This window comes from Priestia sp. 10L35 (genome assembly GCF_056395685.1).
In genome coordinates this window covers 179,317-200,223 of sequence record NZ_JBFTKA010000007.1, presented here as the reverse complement: position 1 = coordinate 200,223, position 20,907 = coordinate 179,317, and the positions used below count along the sequence as shown (strand labels likewise).

Annotated in this window: 17 protein-coding genes; all 17 read right to left on the bottom strand. The window is 36.2% G+C overall.

What is annotated here, in order from left to right; translation table 11 throughout:
• Positions 1 to 158 precede the first annotated feature (158 nt).
• Positions 159 to 2,147: a YjhG/YagF family D-xylonate dehydratase gene (locus AC1DEF_RS23165; protein ID WP_097823767.1), complete on the bottom strand. Its 1,989-nt coding sequence runs from the start codon at positions 2,145 to 2,147 to the stop codon at positions 159 to 161.
• 277 nt (positions 2,148 to 2,424) lie between these two features.
• Positions 2,425 to 3,351: an MFS transporter gene (locus tag AC1DEF_RS23160; protein WP_255255757.1), complete on the bottom strand. Its 927-nt coding sequence runs from the start codon at positions 3,349 to 3,351 to the stop codon at positions 2,425 to 2,427.
• Between the two features lie 182 nt (positions 3,352 to 3,533).
• Complete coding sequence (gene gucD / locus AC1DEF_RS23155; RefSeq protein ID WP_097823769.1) at positions 3,534 to 5,000, bottom strand: alpha-ketoglutaric semialdehyde dehydrogenase GucD; 1,467 nt, start codon at positions 4,998 to 5,000, stop codon at positions 3,534 to 3,536.
• 110 nt (positions 5,001 to 5,110) lie between these two features.
• Positions 5,111 to 6,004: a fumarylacetoacetate hydrolase family protein gene (locus AC1DEF_RS23150; RefSeq protein ID WP_097823770.1), complete on the bottom strand. Its 894-nt coding sequence runs from the start codon at positions 6,002 to 6,004 to the stop codon at positions 5,111 to 5,113.
• Between the two features lie 75 nt (positions 6,005 to 6,079).
• Positions 6,080 to 6,844, bottom strand: coding sequence for an IclR family transcriptional regulator (locus AC1DEF_RS23145; protein ID WP_034653033.1), 765 nt, complete (start codon positions 6,842 to 6,844; stop codon positions 6,080 to 6,082).
• A 651-nt stretch (positions 6,845 to 7,495) separates the two neighbouring features.
• Entirely contained in the window at positions 7,496 to 8,824 is a 1,329-nt protein-coding gene (locus tag AC1DEF_RS23140) for an MFS transporter (RefSeq protein WP_230184381.1), read from the bottom strand.
• A gap of 112 nt (positions 8,825 to 8,936) precedes the next feature.
• Complete coding sequence (locus AC1DEF_RS23135) at positions 8,937 to 10,325, bottom strand: aminotransferase-like domain-containing protein (protein WP_097823772.1); 1,389 nt, start codon at positions 10,323 to 10,325, stop codon at positions 8,937 to 8,939.
• A 504-nt stretch (positions 10,326 to 10,829) separates the two neighbouring features.
• Positions 10,830 to 11,261, bottom strand: coding sequence for an anti-sigma regulatory factor (locus tag AC1DEF_RS23130; RefSeq protein WP_043981829.1), 432 nt, complete (start codon positions 11,259 to 11,261; stop codon positions 10,830 to 10,832).
• Positions 11,262 to 11,378: 117 nt separating this feature from the next.
• Positions 11,379 to 12,068, bottom strand: a complete 690-nt coding sequence (locus AC1DEF_RS23125) for a Na-translocating system protein MpsC family protein (RefSeq protein WP_043981828.1) — start codon at positions 12,066 to 12,068, stop codon at positions 11,379 to 11,381.
• A 141-nt stretch (positions 12,069 to 12,209) separates the two neighbouring features.
• Positions 12,210 to 12,425 (bottom strand): hypothetical protein, encoded by a 216-nt coding sequence (locus AC1DEF_RS23120; RefSeq protein WP_097823773.1) that lies wholly within the window; start codon positions 12,423 to 12,425, stop codon positions 12,210 to 12,212.
• Between the two features lie 177 nt (positions 12,426 to 12,602).
• Entirely contained in the window at positions 12,603 to 13,298 is a 696-nt protein-coding gene (locus tag AC1DEF_RS23115) for a Na-translocating system protein MpsC family protein (RefSeq protein WP_043981826.1), read from the bottom strand.
• A 577-nt stretch (positions 13,299 to 13,875) separates the two neighbouring features.
• Positions 13,876 to 15,192, bottom strand: coding sequence for an MATE family efflux transporter (locus tag AC1DEF_RS23110; RefSeq protein WP_013056426.1), 1,317 nt, complete (start codon positions 15,190 to 15,192; stop codon positions 13,876 to 13,878).
• A gap of 107 nt (positions 15,193 to 15,299) precedes the next feature.
• Complete coding sequence (nikE, locus tag AC1DEF_RS23105) at positions 15,300 to 16,121, bottom strand: nickel import ATP-binding protein NikE (RefSeq protein WP_013056425.1); 822 nt, start codon at positions 16,119 to 16,121, stop codon at positions 15,300 to 15,302.
• A gap of 32 nt (positions 16,122 to 16,153) precedes the next feature.
• Positions 16,154 to 16,981: a nickel import ATP-binding protein NikD gene (gene nikD, locus AC1DEF_RS23100; RefSeq protein ID WP_013056424.1), complete on the bottom strand. Its 828-nt coding sequence runs from the start codon at positions 16,979 to 16,981 to the stop codon at positions 16,154 to 16,156.
• A 16-nt stretch (positions 16,982 to 16,997) separates the two neighbouring features.
• Positions 16,998 to 17,831, bottom strand: coding sequence for a nickel ABC transporter permease subunit NikC (gene nikC / locus AC1DEF_RS23095; RefSeq protein WP_013056423.1), 834 nt, complete (start codon positions 17,829 to 17,831; stop codon positions 16,998 to 17,000).
• Positions 17,828 to 18,772 carry a nickel ABC transporter permease subunit NikB gene (nikB, locus tag AC1DEF_RS23090; protein WP_013056422.1) on the bottom strand — a complete coding sequence of 315 codons (945 nt, stop codon included), beginning with the start codon at positions 18,770 to 18,772 and terminating at the stop codon, positions 17,828 to 17,830. The genes nikC and nikB overlap by 4 nt, the downstream gene beginning before the upstream one ends.
• A gap of 16 nt (positions 18,773 to 18,788) precedes the next feature.
• A complete protein-coding gene (nikA, locus tag AC1DEF_RS23085; protein ID WP_097823775.1) occupies positions 18,789 to 20,414 on the bottom strand; it encodes a nickel ABC transporter substrate-binding protein in 1,626 nt (541 codons plus the stop codon).
• Positions 20,415 to 20,907: the final 493 nt, after the last annotated feature.

Sequence of the window (20,907 nt, the reverse complement as noted above, 5' to 3'; positions counted from 1 at the left end):
CTTATTGAAACACTAACTTTATATTTTAATTAGTAAGTAACTCTAGGACGCTTATGCTATTTTGTTTACTAGTCATAGAGTACAATTATTCGAAAAAACGCCCTTTGGTAAACGCTTTCAATTGAGGCCATAAATATTTTTAAATTAATATTAATAGGTTAATTCTGTACTAATGTTTTTTCTTTGTCTAATGCTTCTACGCCTGCTTTTAGAACCTCAATAATTCGATCTGTGTCATAGATATTTCCACGCCACGTTCCTCCACTAACCGATTGAAGCGCAGCCCACAAACGAGTATCATCTGGAAGACCCGGATCCGGTTTTAGTTCTGGATGAAGGTCACGTTCTTGCAGGACTTTAGTTGCTTTTTCTAAAGAAAGTCTCGTATTCTCAGTTCCAACAAAATTAACTGAACCCACTAATTGATTACGGTCAATAATGATTTCAATTATGTCTCCATCACGCAATTTTCCAATTGGTCCCCCAGCTAATGCCTCAGGTCCAATATGTCCGATACATGCACCAGTAGAGACACCAGAGAAACGCGCGTCTGTAAGTAAGGAGACATGTTTTCCAAAAGACAAATGTTTTAGTGCCGATGTTAATTGATATGTTTCCTCCATTCCGGTTCCTGAAGGACCACCGCCCATAACCACCATTATATCTCCTGCTTCTATGCCTCCTGTTTTAATCGATTTTATGGCTGCTTTTTCTGAAGTAAAGACCTTTGCTTTTCCTATATGTCGATATACCCCATCTTCTCCTACCACAGATGGATCAATAGAAGTTGATTTAATTACTGATCCTTCAGGGGCAATATTTCCTTTCGGGAATGTAACTGTGGAAGTTAGACCTTTTTCTTTTGCTTTGGCTGGATCCATAATAATATCATCAGGATTGATTCCATCAGCTTCTAACAATTGTTTTTTCATAATTGCACGTCTTTCTGATTTTTCCCACCAATCGAGGTTTGAACCAAGAGTTTCTCCAGTAACTGTTAGTACATCTTCATGCAAGACACCTAATTTTCTCAAATGAAGCATCACCTCCGGTACTCCCCCTGCTAAGAATACCTTAACAGTTGTATGGCCTACAGGACCATTTGGTAGTACATCGACCAAACGAGGAACTTTTTTATTGATTCTAGTCCAATCTTCAACGGTAGGTATCTTACAATTAGCTGCATGAGCAATTGCTGGAATATGAAGTAATAAATTTGTTGAACCCCCGAAAGCTGCATGAATGACCATAGCATTCTCTATAGCTTTATCTGTAATTATATCTTTGGTGAAAATCTTTTTCTTCTCCATTTCTAAAGCCGCACGTGCTGATTGCTTAGCCATCTCCATCCATACTGACTGGCCTGAAGGTGCTAGCGCTGAGTGGGGTAAAGCCATTCCAATTGCTTCCGCCACAACTTGAGAGGTACCAGCTGTCCCAAGAAATTGGCATCCTCCTCCCGGTGTAGCACAAGCACGACATCCAAGGTCAGCAGCTTCTTGCAAAGTAATTTCGTTGTTTGCGTACCTTGCCCCAATTGTTTGAATCTTTCCTGCATCTTCTCCATTTGTAGGTGGAAGAGTAACACCTCCAGGGACAATGATAGTTGGCAAGTCATGCATTGATGCCAGAGCTACCATCATTGCTGGAAGACCTTTATCACATGTAGCTACTCCAATAACTGCTCTGCGAGTAGGCAATGAGCGAATTAATCTTCGATAAACTATAGCCGCGTCATTTCGAAAAGGAAGGGAATCAAACATACCAGCAGTTCCTTGGGAGCGCCCATCACATGGATCGCTTACGAATCCTGCGAAGGGCACGCCACCTTGTCTACTGATCTCTTGGGCTGATGCCTTCATTAATAAACCTATTTCCCAATGCCCAGTATGATAGCCTAATGCAATTGGAGTACCATCATGATTCCTGATTCCACCTTGAGTACCGAGAATTAGAACTTGTTTTCCAAGTAGATTTGAAGGTGCCCAGCCCATACCAACATTTTGTGATAATCCAAAAAGGTCACCACTTGGTGAATCTAGCAACATTTCGGGTGTAAGTGGGAGTGAACCATCTGCTCCCTTCGAATGAGTTTGAATTTTATAAAGAGATACATCCTCTTCGCCAAATATGGATTGCAATGACATATGTATTCCTCCGTTAATAAGATTTTTTATAAAAAAAGATATATTTTTATGTTGCTCATACTATCTTCTATTAATTGGAGAATATAGGTTCCTCGAAAACAACATCTTTCATTAATAATTTATGAAAATTTTTCTGTCCCTAGTGCCTGGCCTAGTATTTGTTTTACTTGTTCCTTCTTTCTTTCACTAAGTTCGCGAGCTGGAGCGATCATGTTTGTAGAAACTTTTATCCCCCTTAAAGAAAGAGCTTCTTTAATTACACTTACAAAAGGCTTATCTATTTGATATAAGGAACAAAAATCACCACAATAGCAGCTAATATAGCACAGATACTAATTAGGGCACGTTTTGCCTTAACTGGAGACGTTATGCCCTTATCTACTAGTTTTTTTGTAAGATACCCTCCAAAAATAGCTCCAAATATTCCACCCACCCACGGGATACTTGCATAAATGCCTAGCTCTTGAAGCGTAACCCCATGCACTTCAACGAGATATAGAGGAAGGAAGACTAAGAAGATATTCCAAATCCAAATGGTACAGAAGAATCCTAAAATCATTCCCCAAACAGTTTTGTATTTAAATAACGATCTCCATTTAATTTTTGAATTTACTAGGTTTTCCTCAAAGCCAGCACCTTCTGATTGAATATATTCAAATTCTTCTTTAGAAAGTTTTCTGCTATGTTCTGGGTTTTTATAAAAAATCCAAAAAGCAATACTAAATAACACTCCTGCAATACCGGTAATATAGAATAATGATCTCCATCCAAAAGCCAACATGATTGCGACTAAAAGAGGAGGAGCAATAGCAGGACCCCATTTCGATGACGAATCCCAGAGGCCTGTTGCAAATCCTCTTTCTTTTTTTGGAAACCAATAAGATGTTATTTTTGCACCTGTTGGCCAGCAAGGTGCTTCACCAGCCCCTAGTAGTAACCTTACAATAATAAATGAAGGTAGCTTATTAAAGAGTCCCATCATAAATGTAGCTCCACTCCACCACAAAACTGCAATTGAATATATCTTTTTTGTACCAAAACGATCAATTAGCCAACCAGCGGGAAGTTGCATTAAAGCATAAGACCATGAAAAAACTGTACCTAAAAGTCCTATATCTGTTTTTGTTAAATGTAACTCTTTCATCATTTGCGGAGCAGCAATGGATAGATTTGCCCTATCTAGGTAGTTGATAAACCCACCTATAATTAACCAGATTACAACCGTCCATCTCCAATTTTTTTTGGTGCAGTAGAAAGCACGGGCTCTTTAGTTTCAATTTGCATTTGTTTATCTCCTAATCAATTAAAATAGATGAAAACAAACGAAGTGATAGTTATGCGCCTCCTTATCATTATTTAATTTCATACAATGATTAAAGAATGGAGTTACGGTTTTACAAATACTGTTTTAATAGAAGTAAAGAATTCAATTGCAGCTTGACCTTGTTCACGAGAGTGAGAGCTAGATTGTTTCATTCCTCCGAATGGTGCTTGTAATTCTACCCCGGCAGATTCTGCATTGATACGCACAAGACCAGCATCCATCTCATTTACGAATGAAAGCATACGCCCAATTGATTTCGTGAAAATGGAAGCACTCAGTCCAAACTTTACATCATTTGCAACATTCAGTGCTTCTTCTAACGTTTCAACTTTCATAAGGGCAAGTACTGGACCAAAGATTTCCTCTTGAGCGATAGTCATACCACTAGTCACGTTTTCGAATATAGTAGGCTCCATATAGAAACCATCAGCCAAATTCCCTTCATCTAGACGTTTACCACCATAAACTAACGAAGCTCCTTCTTCAACACCTTTTTCTACGTAGGCAAGTACCGTGTTAAGCTGGTCTTCACTTGCACAAGGCCCCATCCAAACATCTTTTTCAAGGCCATTTCCAACTTTTATTTCTTTCACTTGTTCAATCAGCTTTTCTTTAAACTCATCATAAATTTTACTTTGTACAATTACACGACTTGTAGCTGTACATTTTTGTCCAGTGGAACGCAATCCTCCACTAATAGTTGCCTCTACTGCTTGTTCAATATCGGCATCGTTAGCAACGATAACTGGATTTTTCCCGCCCATCTCTAATTGATATTTTGCACCACGTTTTAGTGCGCCTAAACCAACTTGTTTACCGACTGCATCAGACCCTGTAAACGTAATCCCATTAATATCTGGATGATCAATAATGCCTTGTCCGATAACAGAACCAGAACCCGTTACCATATTAATCACACCACGTGGCAAACCTGCCTCTGCAAAACATTCCATAACTTTTGCAGCAGTAACTGCTGCTTCTCGAGCTGGCTTCAAAATAACAGTATTTCCATAAATAAGAGCAGGAGCAATCTTCCAAATAGGAATAGCTACTGGGAAATTCCAAGGTGTAATAACACCCACTACCCCAAGAGGAGCACGGGTTGTGTACATAAATGCTTCAGAGTCTGTTGAAGGTAGGACATCTCCCACTTTTCTTAGACCTTCTCCTGCATAGTAGCGAAGAATTGCGACCCCTCTTGCAGTTTCACCTTTTGCTTCTGGAAATGTTTTTCCCATCTCGCGGGTCATTGTCTTTGCTATTTCATCTAGGCGCTGCTCAAGCATATTTGCTACTTTATACAAATATTCACCACGAGCAGCCCCGGACAGTTTATTCCAGGAAACCTGAGCTTTTTTAGCAGAAGCAACAGCGCGATCTAAATCTTCTTTTTCAGAATGCTGTACATAACCGACTACATCATGTCGATTAGCAGGATTGGTGCTGCTATCCACTTGCTCCACAGAACCCGTTACCCATTCTCCATCAATATAGTTTAAATACATTTTCTCTTCTGTTGTTATATTCATCATATTTCCCTCCATATTATCTGAATCAAAAGTTAATAAATTCATAAATTTCTGATATTTAAAATCAAAAAAATAATTTGAGTTTAATAATTAAGTTTGAAATCATTTAATTAGACCGAAATTTTGCTTGGTAACCTTACACTATTTTTTAATATACCAATGCTAGGAATTTCAATTTCAATCTGATCACCTTCTAATAATGTAAAGTCATTTGGCGGTACAATACATGTGCCAGTTAATAATACGGTGCCATCAAAAATTTCATTATCACGTACTAAGAACGAAACCAATTCTTCAAATTTTCTTTTTAATTGACGTGTACTAGCTGTTCCCTCTACTGCAAGGTTTCCATGACGATAAATACGGCATATGATATCAAAGTCATATGGATCTTTTACGGATTCGGTGAGAAGAATGGCTGGTCCAATAGAACAAGAATGCTTCCACATTTTTGCCTGTGGTAGATAAAGGGGATTTTCTCCCTCAATATCACGGCAGCTCATATCATTTCCAATTGTATAACCAAGGATTTCACCTTCCTGACTAATAATCAAACCTAGTTCTGGTTCAGGGATTTGCCATTTAGAGTCACTACGAATATAAACTTCCTGATTGGGTCCAACTGTGCGAGCAGCTGTAGATTTAAAGAAAATTTCTGGACGTTCTGCGTCATATACTTTGTCGTAAAATGTGGTAGCGTCTAATTTTCCATCTGTAGCTTCATAATTTCGAGCATCGCGGCTACGTTCGTAAGTAACTCCGGAAGCCCATACTTCTTGAGCAATAATAGGTACAAGTAATGAAAGTTCTTCAATAGATTGTGGGATAGGCTTAGACTTAGAAATCATATTTTGAACAAAAGAAAGAGGAGAGATCTTTTGTACGTTCGCTTGATGAATTAGTTCTATAAACCCTTCCTGCTCAAGAGGGTAAACTGTTTCTTCTAATGTAAGGGCTGCTAAAACAGGTTTTGAATCTTCACTTAAATATCGAATAATACGCATATAAATAACCTCCATTTGTTTTATAATATAAAACTCAGTTTTTTAATATAGACAAAAGAGAAGGGAACCTCTTTATTAAATCGGTATCCCATACCCCATCTGCTCTGATAATTCGGAAGCTGCTTGTTTCAGTTGCTGAACAAAGATTCCTAACTGAATGTCATCTACTCCTGCGATAAGTGTCGAAAGACTTATAGCGGCAATAACCTTATTTTCGTGATTTCTAATAGGTGCTGCAATGCAACGGACACCAGGTTCATTCTCTTGATTATCGACGGCATAACCCTGACTTTGAACTTTTTCAAGTTCCTGCAAAAATTCAATTTCATTTGTAATGGTGAATTCGGTTTGCTCAGTATACTCATACCCAGATAAAATTTTCTCTAGTTCATCCTTTTCTTTAAAAGCAATCAAAGCTTTTCCTACTGCAGAACAGTGAAGTGGAATTCTTTTTCCTATTCGAGAATAAAGAATAACAGCCATAGGACCTTCAACTTTATCAATATACGTTCCTTCTTTACCATCTAAGATGACTAAATGTGTAGTTTGTCCTGTTTTTGCTGATAAATCCATCAGATATTTTTTAGCTAATTGTCTAATATCTAAAGACTGAATAACATAGTTTCCTCTTTCAAAAAGTTTCATCCCTAGTCCATACTTTCCATTCTCGAGGTTCTGATGAATGTAGCCACGTTGTTGAAGCGTTTTCAATAATGAATGAACAGTGCTTTTGTGAAGACCAATTTGATCACTTATATCTGTTATTTTCAATTCTGTCGTATGTTCATCAAATAGGTCAAGGATACGAAGGGCGCGATCTACTGATTGAATAATAGGCATGGAGTTTCACCCTTTTGTTTTATATTATAAAACTTGTTTTTATTATTACAAACAATTTTATAATATAACTATAATACTAATTATTCTGAAAAGTCAACCGCTTTTTTATTCAAATGTAGAAGACTATATTACAAGTCATGATTTTTGAGAATTGATTATAATCAATTCTTTTCCTTCATAATCATATCTTATTCCTGTTTTAAAACTTATTCAAAATCTATGTATCATAAATGTGCGTTTTTGGTGTACTTGAAAAAGATCGTTTTTTGTCAAACAGGATTTATATATTAGGAAGTAAAAAGAGCAAGCTCTCTAGCATGAGAGTTTGCTTTTCACAATTATAGCGAGTGTACGTTTGCCTGAGTAAAAGAGAACATTAAACTTAGTCTTAAAACAGTTTTACATGGAGGGATTCATCAAACATCTCTTAAAAAAACACCTATTTTCAATGAATAATTGAAACCGAAAAACCTTCTACTCTGTTAGGTAGAAGGTTTTTCGTGTGATTGAAATGTTAGTGTATTGTCTGTAAGAAAGGTAACAAATTTATTGATTGCCAATAAGTTTATTATTTAAACGAAAGTGGAAGAATACAAGTAAATTTGAGTGACATGATTTATTTCAGAGCCGGGCTTCCATACCGCAGATAAATTAAAGTCCTTGACCTACTTTCACTTTATTTTCACCTGTACTCCTATAAGCCCATATGATAACCGGAATTAATATCAAAGATAGAATTCCTCCACTTAATGATAAAACGGCATAACTTGATTGAGCCACAACCATTCCGGATAAAGCTCCTCCGGAAGCTCCCGCTAAAGCGATTAAAACGTCTATAGTACCTTGTGTTTTCGCACGTGTTAATGGTTCTGTAGCATCCACTATTTGAGCTGTCCCGCTAATTAAACCTAAGTTCCATCCTAATCCAAGTAACGATAGAGCAACCACTAGAAGAACCATTGAATCACTCGGTGCCATAGCTGCTACCAGCCCAGCTAAAAGAAGGATAATTCCTGAAGTAATTGTCATCGCCGTTCGTCCAATTTTATCAATTAAGACCCCTGTAAATAATGAAGGAAAATACATAGAACCAATATGAAAGCCAATTACAACTCCTACTTCAGTTAGCCCGTGGCCATGATGTTTCATGTGCACAGGTGTCATGGTCATGATAGCAACCATTACAATTTGAGTAAGGACCATAACTGTGGCGCCAACAGCCACTCCTTTTTTGTTCGTTGATCGCTCAGTATTTATTAAATTTCTTTGAGCATCACGTTCTTGTTCATTCGCTTCTATTGCTCTTGCAATCAGTAACGGATCCGGACGCAGCATAATATAAAATACAAGACCAGCTACTATATATGCAACTGCTGCTAAAATGAAAGGTCCCGCAAGTGCTGGGGCACCAATAGAAAGAGCAAAATCTCCCATTACATTAACTAAATTCGGACCTGCAACGGCTCCAAATGTAGTGAAAACCATGGCCATACTAACAGCGGTCCCCCGTTGTTTTGCTTTGGCTAAATCTGTTCCTGCATAACGCGCTTGTAGATTAGTAGCTGTTCCTGATCCATAAACGAGGAGCGAAAGAAAAAGAAGAAAAACACTATTAAGAATGGCAGAAAAAATAACACCAATTGCTCCAACTCCCCCTAGAATAAAACCCGTTGTAAGTCCTGCACGACGCCCTTTTTTTTGAGAAAGCTTTCCTACTAACCAAGCAGCTCCTGCAGATCCTAAAGTAAATAGAGCCGTCGGTACTCCTGCATAGGCATCTGTACCAAGCATTTGCTGTGCAATAAGTGCACCGACAGTAACTCCTGCTGCCAATCCTGCACCGCCAAAGATTTGAGAAACACTTACAACAAATAAGGTTCGTTTATATAAAGCTTTTTGTTTCTCTGGTGAATTAACATATTCTTGTAAACAAGTTGATTGGGTGTCTGAAGCTTTTACATGATCCTCGTTTACCATCATAACCTTCCTTTCAGAAAACTCATTTTATTTTTGAAAATATTCTCCCTAGATTTGGATTATCATAACACGCATAAAAAAACCATACAATATTATAATTGTATGGCAAACAATATTATAAATAGTCGTTAAGTAAACGTTTAAGGATAATCAATCCTTGCTCAAGCTCTCCAATCGTTTTCGGTGCACAGACAGCGATCCTTACAGCTCTGTCTGGACAACTGTTTCCCACTACAAAGCGTTCTGCTGCATACACTTGTACGCCCTGCTGCGCAGCTAATGTTTCAAATTCAGCACCTGTAATCTTTTCTGGTAATAGTAACCAACGAAATATACCAGTTTCCAGACCTAAACACGTGTAATTTTCTAAATGTTGATTTGCAATTCGATTTCTGAGAATAGCTTGTTGACGATGATTCTCTACTAAGGGTTCAAATTGATTTGACACAATAATACGTGCTGTTAGCTCTGCTAATAATGGTGAAACTGATATATTTAAATTATAAAATGCTTTTGAAATAGGCTCTTTAAATCGACTAGGCGCTGCTACATATGCTAGTCGTAACCCTGGTGCTATTGATTTTGATAAACTCGCAATATAGATGACTTGTTCTGGTGCATATGCTGCCACTGCTGGCATTGGTTGCTCATGATGGAGATGATACGTTGCATCTTCAATAATAAATTGGTTATATTTTTTTGCAATCACGGCAAGCCTTTCTCGGTTTTCAACGGACATACAGCAAGCAGTTGGATTATGGTAGTCTGGTATCAAGTAAATGCCTTTAATATTATCATTTTTACATGCATATTCAAAAGCAGTTGGACTCATTTCGTAATTCTTTGATTTTATCGGTACTAATTGTACACTAAGCATAGCTGCAACCGTTTTTAAACCTGGATAAGTGTGATGATCAACCCCGATGCGATCTCCAGGCTGACAAAGACTCGCTAGTATTGCAGCAATTGCATTTTGTCCTCCATTTGCAAATAAAATGTGATCAACTGTTGTTTTGAATCCGCCTCTTCTCATCAGCTTTACAGCTGCATCTTTTTGCCAAAGACTTTCACCTGGCCTCCCATAACTAAACCACTTTTCGTAATCAGTCTCTTGTAGCATATCTTTTAGTTGAAGGAGAAGCGGCTCGTATGAATCATTGTCTGGCAGTGTCGCGCCCATTTCAATTAAGTGGCTAGGCTTTATATCTTCGAGTAAATACGCATTCGATAACGCATCATACGATACGAATGTACCGCTTCCAACAGTAGCACTTAATAAACCCTTTAGCTCGCACACTTTAAATGCTTTTGAAATCGTACTCAAATTTAAATCTAAATAATCGGCTAGCTCTCTCTGTGGAGGAAGTTTTGTTCCAGGTAATAAAACTCCCTTGATAATATCCTGTTCCAATTGTCCTGCAATGGCTTGGTAAATAGGCTTTCTTGTTTTATCAACAGATGGTTTCCAGCTCATCGGATAGTTTTCAAACGAATTAATCGGCATAGTATCCATCCTTTTTTCACACAATTATATACTTGTACTGTTTATATCACAATTATCATTATTAATAATTTCCAAGAATCTATGGTTTTTGAGACTTGATTATGATCAATTATTTTAACGATTAAATATAATTGATCATAATTTTCTACACCTTTTTCTCATGTTTCTAAGCCTCTTGTGACACTGCGAAGAAACATTTTTGTCCTACTGCTAAGAGTTAATAGAGGAGAAGCACATGCTGAAGGTACCAATTCACGCATGTGAAATATCTTAACCTTATCCTAGAGCCGGATCATCAGGGGATGATGTTTTTAGAAGCTATCTTCTATTCAATAAAGGAGTCTTTTGTAAAGAGGAAGTCCGTTCTTTCTTAAACTTTTTAAAATTTCTTGACCTTAATAGTGCTTAATGAAAAATAGATTTTTCAGTCTAGCTACTCATAAATCTATACAAATCTTTACCTACTGTTGTAGATAAACGTTTACAGTTTAACTTGTCTTCCTTTTACTTATTTCTTTTTTTCCATTTTATAACCTGGATGTTAACGCCATGGTCTTCTTGAGATGATATGGTGAATTCGTCCATTAATTTTTTCACCCCTGATAAACCAACGCCTAACCCTCCTGACGTTGTATAGCCACTTTCCAGCGCTTTTTGAATATTTTTAATGCCAGGTCCTTTATCTATAGCTATTATTTTGAGTCCTATTTCAGGTTTTTTCTCTATTATTTCCATTGTAATTTTTCCGGTAGTGGCATATTTATATATATTTCTGGATAATTCTGAAATAGTCGTAATAATTCGGGCCTGATCAAGTGTGCTGAAGCCTAAGCAGTTAGAAAACATTCGCCCTTTCTGACGCGCTTCTACTATATCCACTTCAGTGTGTATCTCAACAGTTAAAGGTTCCTTTCCTTCATCCGATTGAAATAGCATAATTATCACCACTTTCTTTATTTTAATAGTAGTAAAAAAACAATAGGCCAAAAAGAAAGGTTATATAACCTTTCTTTTTGGCCTACATCTAGTTCAGTGCCTAGCTTATCAATGCCGTTATGAAGTTGGGTTTAAAATCAGAAGAATTGTACTTTTATCTTTATGAAAGTCCCATGCTACTAGTATATCTGTTACCTTTGAATCTAAAATTACTTCTAATGATTGACTATGTTCATGAAGTAGCCTTTTTTCGAGATTTCTTTTAGCCAATGTAAGGTTTTCTTCAAATCCTAATTGAACTAATTCTTTCTCTATATTTACCATAATACCTTCCCTGATTATAAGAAGTGTTCTCTGATCTAATAAATAAGAAGAAACATCGTGAGGGAATTTTTCTGCTTTTTGAGTTACTTCCTCAACTTCTTTATGTAGCAATTTCTGATTTTTATAGGAATGATTAGCTATGTTTTCTTTATCAGAATGGATCATGATAAACATCCCAGACTGCAGCTCTAAATTCCAATCATAATAAAATTCTTTAATATCTAAATGTATATTTAATTGTATATATCCTTTTATCTCTTCAATTAAAGTCTCCATTAACAAATCACGTGTTTTTTGAACATAGATAACTTGTTCCTTGTCTAACAAAACCTTTTCTAAAGGTAATAAAAAGGCTTTAAAATAAACGGTTATAAAAGGAGGAGAAATGACGGTGAATACACCTCCAGGACCTCTTCCAAAGTTTTCACGAAGTAACCTTCCCATATAGCTACTTAATTCTTTTTCCAGTTTCGTTTTATCCATAGATGGTGCACCTAGTTTCTAGTTTCATAAGGTATACTATTCGTGATGTTTTATGAAAAATCCTTCTTCCTTATAAGATCATTTTCGGTAATAAGAATTCACTTTTTATAAAGTGTAAACGAAAGGCATACTAGTATATCTTTAATAGATTGGTTTCTGTTTACCTTTGTATTTCCTGTGTTTCAAGATTCTTCTTTTATTTAAAATTCCAATTTTACTTCCATAGATAATGGTACTTAAAAGTAGTATATCCTTGCTAATTTCTTCTTTGTATAATTCATTGTCATACTTTTGGTAATCCTGCAACAATCGACGAAGCTCTTTTATAAACAATACAATCTCATGATTATCAGCCATCCCGACCAAATCCTTTCTGTTGGCACATCCTATTTTTAGGTGCTGTTTTAGGGAATTATTCCGTTACAAAAGGACTTACTCTTTTTAGACAACAAAAATAAGCCGAAAAAGAAAAGGTATGTCCTTTGCTTCCTCGGCTTATGTTTGGCACAGTGTGTCCAATTCATTACTGCCTCATTACTTTTTTGGTTTTAGGATAAGCGTAATAATACTATTATCCTTTTCAAAATCCCAATCTACAAAAATATCAAGAATGTCTGCATTTAATATCTCATCATAGTCATCGTTTTGTCGTAAGATTCCTTTTTCCAAAGGACGTTTAGAGATGCGTAAGGTGTCATCAAAACCCAACGAAATTAGCTGTTTTTCAATAGCCACCAGTATTCCCTCGCGTACGATGACCAATGTACGATCGCTTAATTTATATGAAGAAATTTTTTCAGGTCCTTTTTGGGCAATCTCACTCATCTTTATAATTCGATCATGAATTGCTTGTTTTCCTGGGTAAGGGTCACCCTCAGTCAAATCGGCTTTCAAATCGTCCAGACACACTCCCACAAAAATTCCGGAGTGGTGATCTAAATTCCAATCATAATATAAGTGCTGTATGTCGAGGTCTGTAATCCCTTTAATTTGACCAGTGATTTGAGGTTCAAGAGTTTTTACCAACAGCTCTCTTGTAGTCATCACTTGAAGTTCTTCATTCTGATTTAACAGTACTTGCTCCATAGGTGATACGAAGCCACTGACATAAATAACAACATAAGGTTCATAAATCGTAACATGAACAGCCTCAGGGCCTTTTCCAAAGTTATCTCGTAACAATTTGCCCAAATTATTCGCCAGCTTTGTTTGCTGAGCTTTAATATCCATATTTCTTCATCCTTTATTAAGAAAGAAGCATCATATCCTCTTTCCATCATTTTATTGTACCATCACGAACGAATAATTTAAATATAAAGAATAAATAAAAAATAATTATTACAATCTGTTTAACCTAATTATAGACGTTCAAAACCTCTTCTTTCTATTGCTTAGGAAGTATTTTGAATGTCACCGGAAAATACGAATCCATTAGATTCGTATTGCTGTTTTCAATAAAGAAATTTATTATACGATGATGAACAAAATTTTTTTATTTCTTAGTAGAAATCTATATATTTTTGAAGGAAAGACCAATTGTTTGTAAAAGAGAATTAAGCTTTGGAAACGTGCAAAAAAGCCAAAGCTTTCTTAAAAAGCATTTGGCTGCTTGCTTATTTCTTTCTTGCTTTACTTAAATAAAAATCTACTCATCATTTAACAGACCTTTATTAAGAAAGAAGGCCGTCCTCCCTGACCGATTTCTTTCTTAATAACCCTCTATTTAAGAGAGTAGCAGCACCGGCAGTAGATCGGCGTTTGATGGATACCTCCATAATTGAACCGGAACTATTTTGTTATAATTTTTTCAGCCTTCTCCCTTTAGCTCTACCAATTTTTTGTTTAATCGCGGAGTGTACATAACTAGGAACCCTGATCGCCCGATAGTATAGATGATGAAAGCCAGCCATAGGCCATGATTATGCCAGATAGGAGTTGCTGTAATCTGTATAATGATATAGACAACCATCGCGTAAATCATAGAATTTCGAACGGGAGCAATTTCAGTTGCTCCTGTAAAAACCCCATAAAGGACAAGGCCAAAACAAGCAACAAAGGGGTAGATGATAAGCCATACTCCATACGTAAGTGAAAGTTCAATCACATCAGGCAAATTTGTAAATAGCCCTACAACCTGCTTTTGAAAAAGTGCATATAAACTAGCTATAATAACAGCTGTTATTATCGACCACTGTCTAGACAAAGTAAGTGTTTTTTTAAATAATTCTTTATCATTTGACCCTACTGCTTTGCCAACTAGGATACTAGAAGCATTAGCAAATCCATCAAAGAAATAAGCCATTATATAGTGAATTTGAAATAATACAGCATTTGCAGCTAGAAATTCTGTGCCAAACGAAGCACCTTTTGCTGTGAACATATTAATAACGACTAATAAACAAATAGTTCGAATAAACAAATCCTTGTTAACATTAAACATCCTCTTCGTAGAATTTGTATCTATAAGTGCCTGAATGGATGGCATTTTCCATTTAAATGGAGATACTTTCAAAATAATGAATAATCCTAATATGAAGGCTGTAACTTCAGCAATCAAGGTTGCTGTAGCAACTCCTTGTACGTCAAAAGAAAAAACATGGACAAAAAGAATAGCTAAAAGCATATTTAAAACATTTGTTAGTATCTGTAAACATAAAGATTCTTTAATCTTAGCCATCCCCATTAACCAACCAAGAATCACATAGTTCATCAGTATAAAGGGTGCTCCCCATATTCTAATTCTAAAATATTCTACTGCAAACCTACTTACATCAGCATCGGGAGAAATCACTAGGAGAGCCGCATGTTCAATCGGCCATTGTAAAAGAATAAAAAGCATCCCTACTATTAAAGCTAATAAAAACGGGCGGGATAAAGCAAGTACTCCCTGATCTGGATCGCTTGCCCCATTTGCTTGTGCAGCAAAGGCGGATGTACTAACTCTTAAAAAGCCAAATACCCAATATAACGTATTAAAAATAAGAGTTCCTACCGCAACTCCTGCAATATAAGCTGGAGCTGAAAGTTGCCCGACAACCGCGGTATCCACCGCACCTAATAAGGGCGTAGTCATCGTTGAGATTGTCAGGGGAATCGCCAAAGTAAGATACGTACGATGATTCATCCAACTGGCCTCCTTCTATCGTTTCGAGTTAAACATAACAGCAATAGCCTCGATTACGTGGATGAAATCGAGGCCTTAAAATGCATGAGTATAGTAATATCTTTAAATTAAATATAATTGCTCTTTGTTCTAATCGAGCGAAAACGTGGATGCTCGGCAAGTATAGAACCTCTCATCTCTTTTACCACAGGATTTTCTGAACTAAAGAACTCATTTTTCGAATTATAATGTTCAATTAATTCTCCTTTTTCTAATACACCTAATGTATCGCTAATCATGCAAGCGGCTTTGATATCATGTGTAATAAAAAAATACGATAAGCCAAAGTCTTCTTTTAACTCTCTTAATAGTTCTAGAATAAGAGTTTGCGTAACCATGTCTAGACTGCTTACAGATTCGTCTAAGACAATGAGCTTCGGCTTAAGAGAGACTGCCCTTGCAATATTGATTCTTTGCAGCTGACCACCACTAAATTGATGTGGATATTTTTTTAAGTCCTTTTCACCGAGTCCTACTTTTTCTAATAATTCAATTACGGTTCGTTTTTGTTCAGCTAATGTTAATTTCTCATAGTTTTCTAACGGCTCTGCAATAATACGTTCAGCGGTCATTCGGGGATTAACTGCTGAGTATGAATCTTGAAAAACAACTTGAAGATCACGCCGAATTTTTTGGCGAGTGTACTTATCTACCGTATAGATATCATGTCCTTGAAAAAGAATCTGTCCATGCTTTGGCTTTTCCAAACCAAGGATTACTTTTCCTAACGTACTTTTACCGGCTCCACTCGTACCCAACATTCCTAAACATGTCCCTTCTTCAATAGAGAAGGAGATATCAGAAAGTACTTTCTTAGAACGATTTTGCCATTTGAAAAAAGTTCGATTTCCGTAGCTATGAGTGACTTCATTTACTTGTAATAAACTCACTTGTTCACCTCTTATAAAATGCTTTCCACATATCAAATTAAGTTGGTCATAGGTTCTTCTAAATATAATGTTGGTCTTGCATTTAACAGCTTCTTTGTATACTCATGCTTGGGTGAATCAAACAGCTGAAATACACCTGCTTTTTCTACTATTTTTCCATGCTGCATAACGGCTACTTCATCTGCCATTTCAGAGACAACTCCTAGATCGTGTGATATTAATAAAATTGCTGAACCATATTCGGAACGAATTTTATCCAAATGACGTAGTACATTCTTCTGATTATTTACATCTAACGCGGTGGTCGGTTCATCAGCGATAATAACAGCTGGATGCAAGCTTGCTGCAATAGCAATCATTACTCGTTGAAGCATACCCCCACTTAGTTGAAAAGGATAGTATTTCAAAAGCTTGCCAGGGTCAGGTAAGTTTACTTGTTTCATTGACTCAATAGCAAGCTCTGTTGCCTGTTTTTTATTCAAGCTCGTATGAGAGCGAATAGTCTCAACAAATTGGTGCCCAATAGTAAAAACTGGTGTAAAAGCATTCATCGGGTTTTGCATAATAAACGCTATGTCCTTGCCACGAATCTTACGCATTTCTTTCTCAGCTAAACCGTTTAATTCTTGCCCTTTTAGCATTATGCTCCCTTCAATTGTTGTTTCCTTACGATTAAGGAGCTGAAGAATAGACATACTTGTGACGGTTTTACCACAACCGCTTTCACCAATAAGACCAAGAATCTCCCCAGGCTTCAGTTCAAAATTGATATCTTGAACGAGAGTTGTAATACCGTTTTTTGCTTTTATTTGAACATGTAAATCTCTAACTTGTAATACTTTTGACTTGTCTGTTCCCAACTTTCTTCATTCCTTTTTAAAATCGACGTTTGACACCGTAACGCTCTGATAATGCTTCGCCTAATAGATTGAATGTAACAATAACAAGCATAATAGACAAACCTGGATAAAGCATCAGTTCCGGATTCGTCCGAATATATGATTTTCCTTCGTGAATCATTGCTCCCCATTCAGGTGTAGGAGACTGAACGCCTAATCCCAGAAAAGACATAGCAGATATATCCATGATTGCCCAGCCCATTTCCAGTGTACCCATTACGACAAGCGGGGGTAACACATTGGGGATAATATGATTTTTAATGATCTTCCATTGAGAAGAACCACTGATCTTCGCAGCAGGGATAAAGTTCTGCTCTTTCAAACTAAGGGCCATTCCTCGGAACATTCTCGCGTAATAAACCCATTGTACAAGCATCAGCGCTAAGATTACTTGTGACAGTCCAGGACCAAATATACCAACCAATCCTAATACAAGAATAAGGCTTGGAAAAGCCATAACAGCATCGCAAAATCTCATTAAAACATGATCGACCCAGCCACCTTTATAACCTGAAAAAGTTCCAATAATTAAACCAATGGCTAATGATGAAATGAAAATAAGTATAGCAAAACCTAATGAGATGCGTGCTCCATATAGAATACGTGACAAGTTACATCTTCCTAAATGATCGGTTCCTAATGGGAAATTCCAGCTTGGAGGCTGCAATTTATAAGCCAAATTGACGGCAACGGGATCATTTGGTGTAATCCAAGGGGCCAAAATGGCGATGATAAAAAGAATACCTAATATCGTTGAACATATGGGAATTACTTTTTCATTTTTAAATATCGTACGTATACTTGTTATCATCGATGTTGCCCTTCTTTCCTGGAAATACGTGGGTCGATATACATTTGAACTATATCTACAATTAAGTTACTCAAAATAAATAAACTAGCCGCTATTAGTACATAGCATTGTATAACAGGTATATCACGATTAAAAATAGCTTCAATGAAATAACGTCCAAATCCAGGCCAAGAAAAAACCGATTCAACGATAATTGTGCCCGTAAGTAATTTCCCAAGATTCATTCCAAGCCCAGTTATCATTGGAGAAATAGCAATTCTCAGCACATGCTTTGTCATAATCGTTTTTTCTTTAAGTCCTCTAGTTCGAGCAAATAGCACATATGGTTGCTGCAAGTTTTCAAGAACACTGGCACGTAATAATCTTGTATACATTGCTATTAAAGGAAGAGCTAGCGTAATGGAAGGCAGTACAAGATGCTGCCATGTCCCAATCCCTTCAACTGGAAAAAGGTTAAGCTTAACAGAAAAGAAAAAGACCAATATATAGCCCAGCCAAAAACTTGGAATAGATGCACCAAAAAAGGAAAGTAAACGACTAAAATGATCAATAGCGCTACCTTTCTTTACTCCCGCCAGAAATCCAAGAGGCACGCTGACGAACACGGCTATTAATATACTTACTATAGCTAGTTGGATGGTCGCTGGTATTCGATATATAACCTCATCCCAAACCGGCTTATTCGAAACATAAGATATGCCAAAATCAAGTTGGCATATCTTCATAATAGAGTTTGCATATTGAATAAAGAATGGTTGATCTAAACCAAACTCATGTCTTTTTTGAGCTAAAATCTCATCAGTCGGCTGGATATGGGCTGCTGTTAAATAAGCTTCAGCTGGATCCACCGATGAAAGGTGAACCATTCCAGTCGTGAGAAGTGTGGCCAAAAGAAAAACTGGAATGATGGACATAATTCGTTTCAGTATATAATTGCCCATGAAAACCTCCTGCTAGTTACTGTTTGATGCTAATTCCTGTGAATGGATTCTCGTCACGATTAGCAGGGAAATTAAAATTCGTTACATTCTTTTGATAAATGGCTGTTTTCTTCATATACGAAATAGGAATAATAGCTCCTTGGTCTTGTATTGACTTTAAAATAGATGAATAGAGCTGTTGGCGCTCTTTTTCATCTGTTGTTTGAGGAACCTTCGCCATTTGTTTAATTAATTCATCTTTATTTGGATATGCTGAAATAGCTTCATTAAACCCATACCCTTTTGATGAGACAATGTTTAAAAATGTATGAGGATCATAAGGAGCACCAAAATTACTATAGAAATTAATATCAAATTTATTATCTTTAAATCTTTGAACTTGGTCTGGTAGTTCAACTCCCTCAATGTTTAATTTCACACCAATTGCCGCCCATTCAGATTGAAGAGTTTCGGCCATTGCTTTTTGAATTGATTCTGCTGAATCATACATTAGGTCAATTTCAAGTAACTTTCCATCTTTTTCACGAACTGTTTTTCCTTTAGGGAGTTTCCATCCTGCTTTGTCTAATAGTGCCTTTGCTTTTTCTACATTATACTTTACCAACTTCACATCAACATCTTTCGTGTAAGGTAAATTTGCAGGTAAGATATGGTCTGCTTTTTCTTCTAAACCTGAAGTCACTCCTTTAACCAAAGCTTCTTTATTAAAACCATAATGAAGGGCTTGTCTTACACGTTCATCTGAAAGCTGTTCTGTTTTTGTATTCATAACAAGCTGTCTTGTGGCAATTGGTTCAGAAACCCTAGTTTCATATTTTCCAGTAGACTTTAATTGCTTAAACGTGTCTAGACTGACAACTCCTTCTCCATAAATCATGTCCAAATCACCTTTTTCAAATGCGAGTACTCTCGTTTCCGCATCTGGAATAACTTTCACTTTGATTTTTTCTACTTTTGGAATCTCTCCCCAATAATTTTCATTTCGTTTATAAATAGCATATTCGTCTACTTTATACTTTTCTAAAATCCATGGACCTGTACCTACCGGTTTAACGATACCTTTTGAAGTATCACCATCTTTAGGAAAACCAGCTTCACCCAAGAAACGAACTGGTCGAACTACAGCTAGCTCTTGAATTGTTGGGTAATATGGTTCAGTCAATGTTAATTTAAAAGTATTTTTATCCACTACTTCTGTTTGAGCTATTTTTGTAATGAAACCCAACCAACTATGTAATTCTTTATTATTCAAAATAGTGTCAAAATTCTTTTTAACAATTTCTGCATTAAAATCTGTTCCATCGGAAAATTTTACACCTTCACGCAAATGAAACGTGTATACTTTACCATCCTCAGAAATTTCCCATGACTTAGCTAGATTTGGTTTTATCTTACCGCCGGCTTGATAGCTTACTAACGGTTCATATACCATAGATTGAGCAAATAATTGTGAAGGATTGTAGACATGTGGATTCATTTCTCCTACATCTCTCGGCCAAGCAATCGTAAGCATGTTATCATGATTGCCTTTCGATGTTGATTCCTCATTATTAGCGTTTGAACAACCAACTAATAATGTCGACAAAATTAAAATAAACATAAAAGCTAACTTAATTTTCAGACTAATTTTACCCTTAGACATAACGGTGTCTCCTCCTACTTGATGTTGATAATCGTTTTCAATTGTAAGCAGGATTGGCATTCTTGTCAATGTAATATTAAAAACTTTATTTTCAATATTGTTATCCCGTTTGTGAAAGTAACTTTCTAATAAAATAAGCTAATCCTTATTTATATGTATGATATAAACTTAATTATTGCTTAATATATAGAATTAATGCTATATCTTCTTTGTGTAAATAGATATTTCCTACTTTTTTTGGAATTTACTGCTTTTTTATTTACGTTTGTTTGTATAAAAAGGTGTAGATCTTTAAATTGTCTGCTTTAGATATTCTCAATTATGGCTTATGTATTATGTCCTCTTTTAACATATTATATTGGGGTAAAATTCCTTTTATCACCCACTTTGTTTATACAGGTTTGTTGTTGAAAACCTTGTTTTTGACAAATAATATATTTACTTTGACTTAAATGATGGGAAAATATGAAGATTTTCGGAATAAATATATTGG